This window comes from Microlunatus parietis (assembly GCF_013407955.1).
Taxonomy (GTDB): domain Bacteria; phylum Actinomycetota; class Actinomycetes; order Propionibacteriales; family Propionibacteriaceae; genus Microlunatus; species Microlunatus parietis.
On record NZ_JACCBU010000001.1, the window covers coordinates 3,284,871 to 3,298,671 of the forward strand.

The following is a 13,801-nucleotide window of genomic DNA, read 5'->3' on the forward strand; positions in this document are numbered from 1 at the left end:
CATCTGCCGCATCGCCCAAGAAACCTGGTCGGCCACCGATGCGCCCAGCCGGACACGAACCCGCGACGCCGGCCTGCGCAACCTCCTGACGCACCTGCTTGAGCAGCCCGGCCAGACCTGGCAGGAACGGTTCGACACGGCCGGGCTCAACGTCCGCGGCAGGCCGGTCCGGGACCTGGCCGTCGGCGAGGGACCGCGGGCCTGGATGACCCAGGCACTCGAAGCACTGCTGAGCTTGCGCATCATTCAGCCCACGCTGGAAGCGTTCCGCTCGAACCTCTTCCGCGACTACCCGCTGAGTTTCCGGACCGCGCAACGGGATCCCGAGCTGGACAAGTTCTTCGCCGCGGTCGAGGACCGGGTGATCTCCAGGCATTGGAAGCGTCGGGCCGTGTTCGACGTGTCGGCCGCGCTGACCATCCAAGGGATCGCCCTCGCCGACCTCACGCCGGAGGCATTCCTGCACTACGCCCGCACCACCCGCGATGCCGGCCTGGCGTCCTACTCCTACTCCACCTACGTCGGCCACCTGGCCTGGGAAATCCTGCACGAGATGGGCCAGTTCCCGGGCTCGGTTCCGAGCACGCTGCGCGCCGCGCTGCGGACGCCACAGCTGACCTGCCAAGAGCTGGTCGACCGCCATCAGCTACGCCAGCGCGATGTCTCCGATCTGCTGGTGCAGTATCTCGAGCGGCGCCGCCACGATCTCGATTACAGCTCGGTGCAGGGCCTGGCCCACTCGCTCGTGCTTCTGTTCTGGAAATCGGTAGAGACCCTCGCCCCTGAGCAGACCGACCTGCGGCTCGCGCCGGGCGTTTACCAGCGGTGGCGCGAAGCAGTAGGAGTCAGGGCCGACGGCAAGCCACGACGCAACGTCGACGCGGTGTTGACCTCGGTCCGCGCGTTCTACTTCGACATCCAGGCCTGGTCGGCGCACGAGCCGGAACGCTGGGCGCACTGGTCGGCCCACTGCCCGATCCCGCACCGGGAGATCAGGGAGGGTGCCCGCCGGCGTCGGCGGACCCGAGAGGCCAAGGCAGACCAGACCCGCCGGCTGCAGCCCCTGCTGCCGGTCCTGGCCCGCTACGTCGAGGAGACGCACCAAGACCTCAACACCCTGCTCGCCGCAGCGGACACCCCGGTCGGTGAGATCGTCGCGGTTGGGTCCCGGGCCTACCGGCGGCTGTTCACCCTCGCCGACCAGCGCCGAGCTCGAGCGCACGGCGACGCCAATGTCAGGTTCCAGGAGGAGGCCACAGGACGAGCCGTCAACGTTAGCCTCGCCGAAGACACCGCCTTCTGGCAGTGGGCCATCGTCGAAACTCTTCGACACACCGGCGTCCGGATCGAGGAACTGCTGGAACTGTCCCAGCTGAGCATCCGCCAATACCTGCGACGCAACGGCGAAGTGGTCGCACTACTGGTCATCGCCCCATCCAAGACCGACCGCGAGCGGGTCATCCCCGTCTCGGCCGAACTGTTCCACGTCCTGGCCCGCATCATCCGCCGGCTCACCCGCGATGGCCATTCCACAGTCCCGCTGGCAACCCGCTACGACACCCACGAGCGGATCACGACCGAACCACAGCCATTCCTGTTTCAGCGACGAATCGGCCAGCGCAACGAGGTCATGACGCCCGGAGCTGTCGGGAACATGCTTACCCGGGTCTGCACCCAGCTGGCCGAGACCGACCTGCGGTTCGACGGAGTGAAGTTCGCGCCGCACGACTTCCGCCGGCTGTTCGCGACTGACCTGGTCAACAACGGACTGCCCATCCACATTGGTGCCGCGCTGCTCGGCCATCTCAACCTAGAAACCACACGCGGCTACGTCGCGATCTTCGAAGAGGAAGTCGTCCGGCACTACCAGAGCCACCTCGCCCGGCGGCGATCCATGCGCCCGCTCGAGGAGTACCGGCCGGTCACCGACACCGAGTGGCAGGAGTTCGAAGATCACTTCGACAAGCGCAAGCTCGAACTCGGCAACTGCGGCCGACCCTACGCAACCCCCTGCAGCCACGAGCACGCCTGCATCCGCTGCCCCATGCTCCGTGTTGATCCGAGAATGCTCGACCGGCTGGATGAGATCGAAGCTGATCTTCACACTCGCCGACAGCGTGCCCAGGACGAGGGATGGCTCGGCGAGATCGACGGCATCAACCTGACCCTGAGCTTCCTAGCCGGCAAGCGCGAGGAAGCCCTCCGAGTGAACCGCCTGGCCGTTGTTGACCTCGGGATGCCGACGGCTCCCTCGATGGGGCCGAGGAACGCGTAATGATCATGAGATTGATGGCCCAGGAAGAGAGGCGATCAGAGTGCGAGCTGGTCGAGCCATCGCTTCCAGTGCAGGGACTCCTGGGGATCGTGGTCGCCAATCCATTCGGCGCACTGCATCAGATCCGAGAGCATGAGATTGGCCTCTGGCGAAGTGACAATGTTCGACAACCGGGCGAGCACGCCGGCGAGAAGGTCAAGGTGCTCTCCTGTCCCGGGCGGAGACAGATCTTCAGCCGGATCACTGACCTCTCCAGCGAGATAGTGCAGGTCCCACGTGAAAGCACCAGTCGCGACGCAGGAAAAGTCCCAGAGCCCGGTCACGGCACCACATCGGCCGTCGAGCACCATGTTGCCCAAGTGGAAATCACCGTGGAGCACGATCGCCCCACCGTGGGCGAGATCACGTTCATAGAGGGCGCTGTATTCGGTCAAAAGATTCTCGATCGCAGGCCGCATAGCCGGGGGAAAGCTGGCGAGACTAGACGTCAGCTGACCCACATACGGAACCCCGCCGATCGAGGTGACACCCAGACTGGAGACGTCGGCACCAGTGAGCGCCTCCCGCCAAGCGATGAGCAGGTCAGCCAGCGAATCGGTCAGCTTCCGACGGTCCACATCGCTTGCCGCATGCCAGTCCTTCGGCGTGAACTCCGTGCCAATGATCTTGGGATAGGCCATGCAGCAGGTGTGTTCCCCGGTCCAAGCCACCTCTGGGGTCTCAACCGGCAGGCGTCCACTGACATACGCAAGCACGGCAAGCTCGGTCGCGAAACGGGCATGATCACGGTGACGCGGGAATCGGATGATCCAATCGCGGGTCTCGACAACCACGCTCTCCCAGCCCTCACGTCGCACCGCATGCGAGAAGTCGAGAGAGTTTGCGTCAGCCTCTACGGCAAGGGCGACGAGCATCCCGTCGAGCGACAGATCGTCCAAGAACTTTGTGGCCGTCACCCGGAGAATGCTGCCCAGACGAGCAGGCCCTTCCGCAAGTGGATTTATCTCATGACCGGCGCACACGAACGGTGCTGGCTTGACTGGTGCAGAGAAGATCGCCCGCGGCCAATGGTTCGCGGCGACCTTGATCGTGAACCCGGCCTCGCGCAGGCCAGTCGACGACCCGCCGGCCCCGCAGTAGAAATCGGTGACGTCAAGCTCGTCCAGGTAGCCATAGAACGGGCCGCCGCAGGGTGCCAGCATCTGTCAGCCCTGCACCGCAGTGAGATCTGGCAGCCCGACCGTGCGTCGGGCGTGGGCCCACAGTTCGGCGACCAACGGATCGGGTTCCTCGTACGGGTCGGGGTTGCTCACGCCGTCGCTGTCGTAGCGGGGAAACGGGGAGGTATCCGCGACGACCTCGACCGGAAGCCGCAGAGTCACGGCGCCGGTAGCGGGATCGGTCGTGGTGAGGCCAGGCATGGTCTTCGCCTGGGCCTCGACCGCTGCCCGGAACCGCTCGGCATAGGCCAGGTAGGCGGCCGCGTAGCGGGCTTCGATCGCGCTGGCGGCCTGGTCCAGTTCTTCCTCGGCGCGCAGGTACTCCGCAGAGTTCATGTCCTCGGGCAGGCTCTTCCACGGCAGCCGGTCCACCGCCTCGTCACACGAGACGGCCGGCGGGTTGTTGTCCGGTCCCTCGTCCTCGACCAGCTCGGGCACGTTCAGCGGCACCCTGACCGGCTCGGTGCGGTGCTGCAGGAGGTACTCGCCGTCCCAACCGACTGTGCCGGTGACGAGCTGCTCGACCAGATTCGATTCCCACGATCCCGGCCGGCCAGCGGTCACCCGCTCCACGCTGCCCAGATTCGCGGCCACCGACGCCAGAACGGAGGCGAGGAAACTTGAGAAGTCGGCCGGCTCGTCCCGGCCAGCGATCGTACGGCGCCGGCGGGCCGCCGCGGTCAGCGACCCCACGGCCTCGCCCCACAGGTCGCGCTCGGTCAGCGCCTCCGCGCCGTGTTCCTCGGTCATGATCATTTCTCCTCGCTGGTGTGGTCGTTCAGGCGGTCGCTGATCTTGCGTCGGAGTTCTTCGAGTTGCCGGAGGACCTCGTCGACCGGTCCGGGATCGAGCACGGCACGGATGGCGTCGTCGGGCACGATCGGTTCCAGGTCGGTCCAGGCCCGGGCCCAGTCGCGTTCCTTGCTTAGCCGCCAGTCGATCTCGCCGGCCAGGTCGCGCAGCTCCTGCTCGCGGTGGGTGCCGATCTGGTCGGGGCAGGGGCCGGTGTGGGGGTTGTGGCCGCACCAGGTGCAGGCGCCGGCGGGGATCCGGCGCGGTGGGTTTGAGTTGTTCGCCATGTTGATCAACTCCCCTGCTGGTGGCCGTTGGGTGGCGGCAGCCCCCTGTTTTTGGGGGCCTGCCGACAGCTGTCGCATGCCGGCCCGGTAGAGGCTCCAAGGTCAATCAGGGTCCGTGAGGTTCTCGTTTGGCGGACTAGGAAATAAGCGAGCTTGCGAGCGCCGACGTCCGTCAGGCGAGAACCTCACGGACCCTGATTGAGGTTGGAGGGACCGGGCTGGCACCAGGCCACCGAACCCGACCAGGCACCCTCTTTCCCGCCCGCAGGGCGGTGGGCACCAGGTCGGGACCGGTAGCTGCCCCGCCGGCTTACCGGTCGCCGAGATCGGCGCGGTCCAGTGCCGGCCCGCTGTCGGTGTGTTCGATCGCGCCGGCGTGCTGTTGTTGATCTTGCTGATGCCACCGGGCCAGGTCGTCGTCGTGCCGGGCTCGCTCGGCCGCGGTCCGCCGGTGTTCCTCGGTCTGGCGCTGCAGATCGTGCACGGCCTCTTCGGCCCGCTGCACCGCTTCCGCGGTCGGATCCGGAGGTTCGGTGGCCGGCCGTTCGTCAAAATCCGGCGTCACCGCGTCGTCGTCGACATCCTGGTCGCCGTCGTGATGTTCGGCGGTCGGGGTTGCGGTGGAGTCACCGGCGTCCGCGGCGAGTTCGGTGCGAAGATCACGCCACAGGTCATAGTTCGGAGCGTCTGGCGGCATAGCTTCCCGCCGATGCTGGACGGCCTCGCCACGACCAACGATGGCAATCAGCCGGTCAATCTCGACCGCAGTCTCAGCGTCGGGCTCGCTCCACCACGACGGATCGTCGTCGACATGGGCACCGTCGGCGCCGGCCTGGTCCGGCACGAGGCCACGGGTCGCCTGGTCCTGTTCTTCCCAGTCGGCCCGGATCCGGTCGTCGACGCCGGGGGTCTGGAGATCGTTCAGATTGGACCGGGTCATCGCCTGGGCTTGGCCGATCAGGTCGCCAAGCTCGTCGACGTTGGTCGGGGTGGCGTCGGCGCGGTCCCAGTCGGCGTAGTCGTCGTCACTGCCCAAAAGGGCGGTGAAAGCGAACCGGGCCCGGTCCAGAGCGGCGTCGGCGTCACGGTGGGCGCCGAGACTGTGCCCGTCCTCACCCAGCTCGGCATCCACGGCCGGCGGCTCGGCGGCGTTCGCTTCAGCGATCGGCGACTGGTCGCCGTCGGCGTCGTCGTCCGCCTGGTCCTCGGTCGGCGGTGCGGTGTGGGTGCCTTCGAGCAGGCGTTGCAGGGCAATCGCGCGTTGCACGTCGCCGCGGGCGAAGTCGATCTCCAGGGCGAACTCCGACGTGACGTCGTCGTACCCGGCCGCCTCCCGGACCTGGTCTTCGATCTCCTCGGCCCGGCCGAGGGCGGTGTCTGCGTCGAACAGTGCCGCCGCGAGGTCCTGGCGGGCGGTGGTGTTGCGTTGTGGGATCCGGTACCAGTAGGGCTGATCCCAGTCGTCGTTGCACACCTCGTGCTCGTCCAGGATGAACCCGTCGTGGGTGATCTGGACCGGTGCCCCGTCGGAGTACCGGGCCTGAAGGCCGGACTTGGCGATCTTGTCCGGGTCTGTGGAGACGTGCTCGGCCTTGATGAACTTCTCGGCGCCGGTCGCGTCGATCCGCACCCGATAGCCTTCCGCCGGCGTCGATGCGTCCGCGTCCAGGCCGTAGAAGGCCTCGGCGATCCGCCCGACCCCGTACGGGGTCGCAACCGGTCGATCAGCCTCCGCCCGGTCATCCTCACCCGTTCTGGTGTCGGCGTCATGATCATCCGACGCGACTTCCGAGCCGGTCGCAGAGTCGTCCGTCATGGCTTCAGCGGCGGCGGTCTCGCGGGCTTCGGCCGCGTGAAGCCAGTCGCTGTGAACGAGCTCCCGAAAGTCCGGCGAGGACAGTTCGGCCGTGTTGACCCGGAGCGAGGTGCCGAGCCGGTCGAGCCGATCATCCAGTTCTCGCCACACATGAGGTTCCCTCACCGGGTCATAGGCGTGGTCAGTGACCAGCTGGTCGAGCGCGAACCGTGCCCGACCGGCCGCCGCGGCGGCCTCCTTGTGCGCGTCGAGCATGATCAACTGGTCCCGGTGCTCATCGGAGACTGCGGTCTCGATCTCCATTTCGAGCCGCTGGTGTTCGTCGATCCGCTTCGCTTCCTGCTCGACCGCGGCAACGAACGGCCGCAGGTGCCGCGGCGTGTGGTCGCCATCGCCGCGCGTGCTCTCCCACAAGGCCTCGGAGAAGGCCTCACCCAACAGGGCCACGTTGACCGGCGACAACATCGCCTCGCCGTCGTGGTCGATGTTGTCGGCCAGCTCGTCGAACGCGGCCGCCTGCTCCGCCAGACGTGCCCACGCCGCCTCCCGCACGGTGGCGGCCTCGTCCTCACTCCACCATGGCGCACCGTCGAATTCGGTGTCGCTGTCGCCGGTGTTGCGCCGATAGTCGGCGTACCGCCGCAGTTCTGCGGTTACCGTGGCGATCGACTCGGCACTCAGTGGGGCGACCCAGTCCGTCGTGCCCGGTACCCGATCACCGCCCGATCCCTCGCCGGTCAGGCTCTCCTCGTAGGTCTGCTGCAGGCCGGCCGCGGCAGACGCGTGCAGGAGGCCGCGGTGGATCCGCCACTCGAACGGCGACTCGATCCCCTCGAATCCGGCCGCGATTCGGGCACGCCGCTCGGTCTCGGCGGCTCGGGTCATCTCGCTGCTGACCTCGGTTAACGCGGCGGCAAGATCAGCCCGCGCCCTCGCGTTATGGGCGGCCCCATCCGGTAGACCAGCCGCGCGCCGCTCGGCGACGATCCGGTCACGGTCCGCACGTCCCGAGATCTGCCGGGCCAGATCAGCCAGGACCGTCTCCGCGTCCAGACCGTCCTCCGGACCGGACGTCGGCTCGAAGATCGTCATCTCACCGGCATCGACCGCGGCCGCCAGCCCGACCAGGGCTTCGGCGTTGGTGGCCGGCGGGTCGTCTTCTCGGTGGATCCGTTCGACGCGCTGCCAGATTCCGCTCTGGCTGAGGATCTCGCCTGTGCTCCACGATTCCGTGGCCATGCGGTCGACCTCGCCGGCCAGGCGCGCATAGTGCGCGCGTGACTCCTCGGTTTGGCCTTGCCAGGCGAGTTGGGTGAATGCCGCACCCCAGGCCGTGCGGTACTCCTCCGGGCTGCTCCACTCGGCAGCGGTTCCTTGATCGAACTCGGTCATGATCATTCCTTCCGGTGTTGGTTAGTTGGTGAGTTCGAGGGCCGGGCCGTCGTCGTCCTGCCGGACGTCGGAACGGCTGTCGGCCTGCTGCTGGTCGGTGTGCCAGCGGGCGAGTTCGTCGTCTTGCTCGGCCTGCTCGTCGACGACCCGCTGGTCCTCGATCGTCTGGCGGTTGCGGATCTCGACGATCGCGCGCTGCGCGTTGCGGACCGCTGCCGCGGACTCCTCCGCTGACGGCACCCGCATCCGGTCCTCCACCTCGACCGCGCCCTCGGTCTCGACGCGAATGTCCGGCTCGTCGAGTTCGGCGACTGGCTCGACCTGGGCGGGTTCGGGCCGGACGGCGGCGAGATCTTGGTCGCGCTGCTGTTCGGCGTCGGCGAGTTCGTGTTCGCCGGTGATCTCGCGGTGCGGATCCTCTTCGGCGTCGGCTTCGCGGCGGGCGGCGAGCCATTCCTCGGCCGTCACCGGTTCCTCGTCCAGAGCGGCGTCGTCACGGGACGGCAGCTCGGCCGCGGCCCGCTCGGCCGCCGCCCTGGTCTCGGCGGTGTGCGCGTACCACTGCGCCCGCGCCTCGTCCGCGGCAGCTAACTCGGCCGCCTGCGCCTCGATCGTTTCGGCGAGAGCGGCGGCGTCGCCGGCCTCGTCGAGCAGCCGGTGCCGCTCCGCCGGATCCTCGACTGCATCGGCCTGCGCGTTCAGCAGTGCGGCATCGTTGCGGCGCTGTTCGGCGGTCTGCCGGGTCGCCGCGAGCTGGTCCGCCACGTAGGCCGGCGCCCACGTCTTCTCCCGCTCATAGGCGGCGATCCGGACCCGCAGCTGGCCCGTGCTCATCTCCGCCTCGGCCCGGTCCGCGACCGGCCGGCCCAATGCCCGCCACGCCGCATGCCAGGACGCGTACGCCTCCACCTGGCCCGGCTTCGGCGGCGACCCCAACGCCTCTGCCGCATCATCATGACCCGTCAGTTCCCGGTGAGCCGCGACGATGCCTACCTTGCTGATCCAGCCTTCTCGGCCGTTTCCGTCCTCAGGAACCGAGCCCAGCGACTCCACGGCCCATTGGGGTGGACTGGCCGCGAGTGCGACGCCCAGCTCGGTCTGCCGCTCGTCAGCATCCGCGGCAAGCTGCTGGAGATAGGCACTCCATTGGCCGTCTTCGATCGCCGGAATCCAATCGGCATAGCCGTCACCGGTCGGATCGAGCGTCGTGGTGTGGTCGGTGATGCGGGAGTGGAGGACGTTGGTGATCTGGCGCGCGTCGTCGAGGTCGCGCCGTTCGACGGCGTCGACCAGGGTGGCGCGGGGGTCGTGGCCGGCGATCTCGACCCGGCGTAGCAGCCGGGTGAGGGTGGCGGCGCCGTCTTCGGCGGCGATTGTCGCCCGCTGACCTTCAGTGAGGGTGCCGGCCTGGACGAGTTCGTCGAGCCACCGTTCGGTGCGGCCGGCGATCGCGATCTCGCAGGCGTCGGCGAACAACTCGCCGGGCGTGCGGATCGCCGCGTTCTCGTCGGCGGCCTCGGCGGCGTGGGCGAGGGCGGACAGTTCCGGCTGGTCGGTTTCCAGGACGGTGGCGAGCACGGCTTGCGGGTCGCGGTGGACCGCCTCCAGCACCTCCCCGGTCTGGGCCTGGTCGGGCCGGTCGCGGGTGACGACGTGGGCGGTGTTGGCGTGCCGGCCGCGGCTCATTCCGACATAGAGCGCGTCCGCTCCCGTTCGAGCGCTGACCACGGAGTGGGTGGTGTCGACCGTGACGCCTTGCACCGCGTGAACGGTGTAGGCGTAACCGAGGGCGAGCTTGTCGGAGACGTAGTCGGCCGGCAGCCGCAACGTCTCGCCGTCGACCGGGCGGCCGGTGTCCCGGTCGATCGGGGCGCAGGTGATCGACCCGTCGTCGTGGACGTCGGTGATCTTGAACTCGTCCCGGTTCCGCGGCGCCCGCCGGTTACCCGCGTAGCCGGCCAGGTGCCACGCGTTCTCCCGGGCCTGCACGACATCGCCCGCCCCGGCGAACAGGCCTTGTAGGCCCAGTTGGACGGTGCGCTCATCGTCGACCCGGCCAAGATCAACAAGGCGGGCCCGCAGGTCACCGGACAGCCGGGCGGCCTGCTCGTTGCTGTCCACGATCAGCAGGGACCGTCGCTCTTCCAGAGTGTCGGCCAGCCACGCCCGGCCGGCGGCCTGTTCGGTCTGCTCGACCGCGCCGCCGTCGATCAGCCGGCCCTGCCGGTGGTACTCGCCCAACACCGTGGTGTCGTGCTCGCGCAGCCGCAACGACGCCGGGCCCTCCCAGTCCTCGGCGAACCGGCGGGTCTCGGTCAGCTCGTACCGGGGTCCGGCCGCGGCGGCGAGGTCCATGCCGCCGGCGGCGCCGACGGCGGAGAGCTGGCGGTGGTCACCGACCAGCAGGAGTTTCGCGCCGGCCTGCTCGGCGTGGGCGTAGATCCGGGCCAGGGCGGCAGTGTCGGCCATGCCGGACTCGTCGACCACGACCAGGTCGCCGGCGGAGAGTGCCCAGGCGCGTTCCTCCGGCCGGGCGTCGCCGGCGGCGATCCGGTCCTGCATGCCGAGCCACTGGGTCGTGTTCCGTGCGGTGAGCCCTTCGGCGGCCAGGATGTCGGTGGCGATCTGCGCGGTCGCCAGCCCGACAACCCGACGCTGCTCCCCGCCCCACAGGGCGGGGTCTTCCCAGGCGTTGGCGAGGGTGCCGAGGAGGAAGCTCTTACCGGTCCCGGCCGGGCCGATCAGGGTTTCGATCCGGGCACCTGAGGTTAGGATTCCGGTGATCGCGGCCGCCTGGTCGGCACCGAGTTCGGTGCCCTGCGCGGCGACCGTGGCGATCACGGTCTGTGCCGTAGCCGGGTCGAGGGCGCGCCGGTCGGTCGACCGGTCCGCGGCGTGGAGCAGCTTCTCGGTGTGCAGGTGGCCGGGAGTGGCGTAGACCCGGCCGCCGGGCGCCTGATAGGACGAGGCGCCGTTCGCGAGCCGCAGCTCGTCGGGCAGCACGGCCTCGCCGGGACGTTCCGGCTCCAACGGGGTGGCGAGCTTGACGCCGTCCTGGGTGAGCCGGTCGAGCAGCTCGGTGATCTCGCCGGGCTGCAGGTTCCCGAGGTGGTCGGGCAGGCTGTCGCTGATCGCCCGGGTCAGGTCCGACTCGTTCCAACTGGCCCGGGTCTCGTGCACCCGGGCGAGCGCGGCCTGCAGCACCGCCGTCTCGGTCCACTCCCCGCCGCCGGGAGGCTGTTCGGTGCGGGCCGCGAGGGCCTGATCGGCGACCGTTGCGAGGCCGCCGGCGACCTCGGCGCGGAGCTGCTGGTCCCACCGGTCGAGCCGTTCGGCAACGGTCTCGCCGTCGTGCGACTTCGCCCGCCGGGTCGCGAGCGTGGCCTGCTGCTTCAGCCGGTTCAGCTCCAACGCGTTCGGCGCCCGGCCGAACTTGCTCTCGAACGCGGCGACCAGCTCGCCGGCCTTCTTCCCGATCGCCGTCTTGCGCGACGAGAACAGGTCCATCACCGACTGGTCGATCCCGACGATCTCGCGGGCCGCGCCGTCCGGGCGGGTCGCGAACTGGACGCCGAGCGCGCGGGTCAGGTGCTGCTCCATCACCCGCTCGGCGACCGCGCCGGCTGATCCCTTGTACTTGTGCAGGGCGCGGGAGTCGATAGTGCGCCACTTCCCGTCCTCGCCCTGGACGCGGTTCAGGATCGCGTTGTGTATGTGGAGCTGCGGATCGTGGTTCCGGGAGTCGTGCTGGAAGAAGCTGGCCACGACCCAGTCGTGGGCGTCGGCCCACCGGCCGGCGTTGCCGCCGTGGTGCCCGACCCTGGCGTACCCGGCCTTCTCCGACAGGTAGCCGAGTGCGGCATTGTTCCCGGCCCAGATCGCATCCTCCACCGCTGTCCGGTAGGCGGCCCAGGATTCGACCTCACGCCGAGCCCGGCGCACCGCCGCCTCCAACGGCTGCACACCGTGCACCGGCTGCACCGGTGCACCGGCCGGGTGCACCGCCGCACCGGCCGCGTCCTGTTCGGCTGCGGCCAGTGCGGCGAGGGCGTCGTCGAGCCGGTTCTGCGCCTGCACTGCTTGCGCTTCGAAAGCAGTGTGTAACACGGTGACGCTCTTCTGGACCGAGAACGTGGCGTCGTGGAACGCGACGTTCTTGCGGGCCTTCTGCCCCGCCTCGATCCGCAGTGCGGCCCGGCGTTCGGCGTCTGCACCGGGCTCGCGCTCCAGTGCAGCGGCGTAGATCGCATCCTCAGTCGGGTAGTGCCGGCCGTCGTGGCCGAGCTTCTCCACCTCCTCCCACTTTTCCGGATCGCGGAAACCGTCGGCGCGAGGGTCCAGGAACCGCTCATACAGGGCCTGCATGTCCTGCGCGTCGACCTCGCCGTGCAGACCGAGCAGGGCGGCGCCGGCGCCCTGCCAGCGGCCGGGCGGCTCGCCCTCGGTCACGGCGCCGGTGTAGTAGTTCTCCCGGCCGGTGGCGATCGCGTCGGTCAGGTAGGAGGCACTGTGGCCCGAATTGACGGTCAGCATCCGGCCACCGCCGCACCCGCCGACCGGCGGCCCATCTGATCGTGATGCCAAGGTGTGTACTGAAAATCTTGTGGGTCGCGTGCGCTCATCTGGATCTCGCTGGCTACCTGGGTCGGGCCATGGAAATCGGAAACTTGATTCGTGCTGAAGTGGCTGGTCATGCTCGGCTCTCCTCAAGTTCGGACTCGGAATCTGACGGCTCGTTGGGCTCTGACTTGCTGGTGTTCGGGATCAACTGGAGCTGTCTTGGCTCGGTCTTGGTCTCGGCGGTCTGGTCGGTGTCGGTGGTGTCGTTCCAACCGGCGAGTTCGTGGATCCGCTTCGCGCGGGGCCAGCCGGAAGACAGAAGTTTCATCACCGCGCGCGCAGACAGCGGTTCGCCGTCGTTGTGGGCGGCGGCATGCCGGTGCAGCCAGCCGACCAGGGCAGCGTCGTCACCGTCGGGCGGTGCGCCCTCGGCAACAGCAGGCGGCTGCACCGCCGGGGCGGGAACGGAAGCGGCAGCAGTAGCAGGCTCGGAAGCGCTACCGGAAGCACCCGGCTGCACCGGGGCGGAAGCGCTCACAGCAGCAGGGCGGTGCACCGGTGCAGCAACAGCGGTGTGCACCGGCCGGTGCAGCTCACCGCTCACCCGGCCCACTGCCGGGTCGGAGGTGGGGAGGGTGATCGTGGCTCGGTCGAGCCGGGCGAGCAACTGACCGGGTGAGAGTTGCCGGTCGTCGTCGGGCAGCAGCAGCGCGACATCGCGGGCCGACAGCAGCCCGTCACGGATCGTGCGCAGGACGGCAGTCCGGGCCGCTCGGGCGCGGAGCATCGGCCGCCAGCCAGCCGGGGTCGGGCACACCGCGGCCAGGCGGGACGAGACCCGGACGAGCTGCTGCATCAACGCCCGGGCGGCGACCGGATCGTCACCGCCGGTCCGGGCCAGGTGCAGCCACACCCGGGTCGTGATCACCGGCGACGTCAACCACGTCAATGCAGACCACCGGGCCGACATCAACGCCGACAAACGGCGCTCCTGCCGAGGCTGAATGAGGCCCATGTGCTGCCGCAGCAGGTGCGCCAGCATCTCCACGATGATCGCGTAAGCGAGCGGGGCCAGGGCGTGACCGAGCTTGGCCGCCCACCCCTCCACACTCGCGGCGTTGATCACGATCGACCCGACAATGAACACGTAGGTCGTAAACATCGCGCCCGGGATCGTCCAGCCACGACTCATCGCCGCCAACCGCAGCGCGGTGCAGGCGATGATCATGCCGTCCGCAACCAGCGGCACCAACGGCGACCCGAACGCGGCAGAGACCGCCTCGAACGACGTCACACCGCCGATCCCGGCCACCACCAAAGCGAACGCCACCGCGACACCGAACCCGAACCGGGACCCGGCCCCGGTGCTGCGGCGCGCCCGCTGCTGGAAGGCGCGCACGGCCGCCGCACCGTGCGGACGATCACCACGACGACCAAGATCGCGACCAGGACGATCACG

Annotated in this window: 8 protein-coding genes; 1 reads left to right on the forward strand and 7 read right to left on the reverse strand. The window is 69.1% G+C overall.

The features are described 5' to 3' along the window. Positions 1-205 precede the first annotated feature (205 nt). On the forward strand, positions 206-2,275 hold the full coding sequence (locus BKA15_RS15885; protein WP_218871363.1) for a tyrosine-type recombinase/integrase: 2,070 nt from the start codon (positions 206-208) through the stop codon (positions 2,273-2,275). Between the two features lie 35 nt (positions 2,276-2,310). On the opposite strand, the gene BKA15_RS15890 is transcribed toward BKA15_RS15885, so the two are convergent. The 7 genes from BKA15_RS15890 to BKA15_RS15920 all read right to left on the reverse strand — a co-directional run bounded on the left by BKA15_RS15890 (position 2,311) and on the right by BKA15_RS15920 (position 13,741). After that, entirely contained in the window at positions 2,311-3,477 is a 1,167-nt protein-coding gene (locus tag BKA15_RS15890; RefSeq protein WP_179752335.1) for a phosphotransferase, read from the reverse strand. 3 nt (positions 3,478-3,480) lie between these two features. Next, complete coding sequence (locus tag BKA15_RS15895) at positions 3,481-4,251, reverse strand: hypothetical protein (RefSeq protein WP_179752337.1); 771 nt, start codon at positions 4,249-4,251, stop codon at positions 3,481-3,483. Further along, on the reverse strand, positions 4,248-4,574 hold the full coding sequence (locus BKA15_RS15900; protein ID WP_179752338.1) for a hypothetical protein: 327 nt from the start codon (positions 4,572-4,574) through the stop codon (positions 4,248-4,250). The genes BKA15_RS15895 and BKA15_RS15900 overlap by 4 nt, the downstream gene beginning before the upstream one ends. Positions 4,575-4,884: 310 nt before the next feature. Next, positions 4,885-7,782, reverse strand: a complete 2,898-nt coding sequence (locus BKA15_RS15905) for a hypothetical protein (protein ID WP_179752340.1) — start codon at positions 7,780-7,782, stop codon at positions 4,885-4,887. A 21-nt stretch (positions 7,783-7,803) separates the two neighbouring features. Beyond that, positions 7,804-12,315: a MobF family relaxase gene (gene mobF / locus BKA15_RS15910; protein ID WP_179752342.1), complete on the reverse strand. Its 4,512-nt coding sequence runs from the start codon at positions 12,313-12,315 to the stop codon at positions 7,804-7,806. Then, the gene (locus BKA15_RS15915) at positions 12,309-12,476 is read right to left on the reverse strand and encodes a hypothetical protein (protein WP_179752344.1); all 168 of its coding nucleotides are present in this window, start codon (positions 12,474-12,476) and stop codon (positions 12,309-12,311) included. The genes mobF and BKA15_RS15915 overlap by 7 nt, the downstream gene beginning before the upstream one ends. Next, a complete protein-coding gene (locus BKA15_RS15920; RefSeq protein WP_179752346.1) occupies positions 12,473-13,741 on the reverse strand; it encodes a DUF2637 domain-containing protein in 1,269 nt (422 codons plus the stop codon). The genes BKA15_RS15915 and BKA15_RS15920 overlap by 4 nt, the downstream gene beginning before the upstream one ends. Between the last annotated feature and the right edge of the window lie 60 nt (positions 13,742-13,801).

What these genes read in the sequence shown, in the direction of transcription:
- BKA15_RS15885 (WP_218871363.1), top strand. Translation starts at nt 206, where the DNA reads ATGACCCAGGCACTCGAAGCACTGCTGAGCTTGCGCATCATTCAGCCC.
- BKA15_RS15890 (WP_179752335.1), bottom strand. Translation starts at nt 3,477, where the DNA reads ATGCTGGCACCCTGCGGCGGCCCGTTCTATGGCTACCTGGACGAGCTT.
- BKA15_RS15895 (WP_179752337.1), bottom strand. Translation starts at nt 4,251, where the DNA reads ATGATCATGACCGAGGAACACGGCGCGGAGGCGCTGACCGAGCGCGAC.
- BKA15_RS15900 (WP_179752338.1), bottom strand. Translation starts at nt 4,574, where the DNA reads ATGGCGAACAACTCAAACCCACCGCGCCGGATCCCCGCCGGCGCCTGC.
- BKA15_RS15905 (WP_179752340.1), bottom strand. Translation starts at nt 7,782, where the DNA reads ATGACCGAGTTCGATCAAGGAACCGCTGCCGAGTGGAGCAGCCCGGAG.
- mobF (WP_179752342.1), bottom strand. Translation starts at nt 12,315, where the DNA reads ATGCTGACCGTCAATTCGGGCCACAGTGCCTCCTACCTGACCGACGCG.
- BKA15_RS15915 (WP_179752344.1), bottom strand. Translation starts at nt 12,476, where the DNA reads ATGACCAGCCACTTCAGCACGAATCAAGTTTCCGATTTCCATGGCCCG.